The sequence below is a fragment of the Phytobacter massiliensis JC163 genome, assembly GCF_000321045.1.
In the GTDB taxonomy this organism is placed as follows: Bacteria; Pseudomonadota; Gammaproteobacteria; order Enterobacterales; family Enterobacteriaceae; genus Phytobacter_A; species Phytobacter_A massiliensis.
In genome coordinates, this window is sequence record NZ_CAEO01000184.1 from 1 (window position 1) to 911 (window position 911).

The window sequence follows — 911 nt, forward strand, 5'->3', positions numbered from 1 at the left end:
CTTCCGTCTCTGTAGCGAATTTCGCAGAGCGATTTTTCGCGTCAGCCAGGTGAATATCAGGAGTGTGAGACACACTATCAATACGCACCAGATGAAAGAGTTCCGTGGTAGCTTCATAGCCTTCTTCTCCTTGCGCAGAGCGCAGTAAGCGGCTAATCTAGATGTGTCTAGCATGCAGATCGGCCTCGGGTTAATTGAAAAATTACTCGGGGCTTTTCTCTTTTTGCCACACAACTCGGTAACAAACCACCTTCACGTCATGAGGCAAAAGCCTCAAGCGCCGTCGCTATTATACCCCGATTGCCGCCATTTTCGCCAGGACACAGCAGGATAATCAGCCAGTTATCTTCACTTATTTTCCGCTGAAATAGTCCGGGCGTGCCGCCAGTTCCTGTGCAATCAGTTCCTCTGCGAACAGGGGTGCACGTTTGTTGATGCGCCGCTCCATATTGCGCCGCCGTGCAGTTGCCTTGCGTTCGGGTGACCAGCGTTTGATCTCCTTATCCGACAGAAAATCGATACACACCGCATAGCCACTGCAAAACTCATGCTTTGCCAGGACTTCGTCGGGTACCGGTGCACCTGCGGGCACAGTCATCCTGATAAGTTCCCTCTCACCCGGACACGGCAGGTGCCGCAGGCTCCAGCGCACCGAATACATCCACTGCATCAGCGTTCTCCGGGCGTACGTTGGTGAGGCAGTTTGTTCGGTACCCGCCAGCGCTCTGCTGCCCGGACAGGTTCCGGCGTTTCCATGACGATGCACCGGATTTCATACAGAAGCGCATACAGCGGGGTATCACCGTAGCGTAGCCATTCCAGTTCGCTCAGCGACCCGAACCGCGTCTGCCAGCTCCAGACCAGTAACGCCAGCTCACGCGCGTCTAACTCGTCGCGCCACCGGCTGTACC

The 911-nt window shown here is 55.3% G+C and carries 2 protein-coding genes and 2 pseudogenes; all 4 read right to left on the minus strand.

Annotation, left to right across the window (positions count from 1 at the left end):
* Positions 1-117, minus strand: a pseudogene (locus ENTHG_RS25230) (type I toxin-antitoxin system Hok family toxin); the annotation flags it as partial.
* A pseudogene (locus tag ENTHG_RS26305) lies at positions 86-157 on the minus strand (hypothetical protein); the annotation flags it as partial. The pseudogenes ENTHG_RS26305 and ENTHG_RS25230, both read right to left, overlap by 32 nt.
* 195 nt (positions 158-352) lie before the next feature.
* On the minus strand, positions 353-670 hold the full coding sequence (locus ENTHG_RS00100) for a hypothetical protein (protein WP_044172020.1): 318 nt from the start codon (positions 668-670) through the stop codon (positions 353-355).
* Positions 670-911: plasmid SOS inhibition protein A (locus ENTHG_RS00105; RefSeq protein ID WP_044172022.1), on the minus strand; the 242-nt coding region annotated here is incomplete at its 5' end. The genes ENTHG_RS00100 and ENTHG_RS00105, both read right to left, overlap by 1 nt.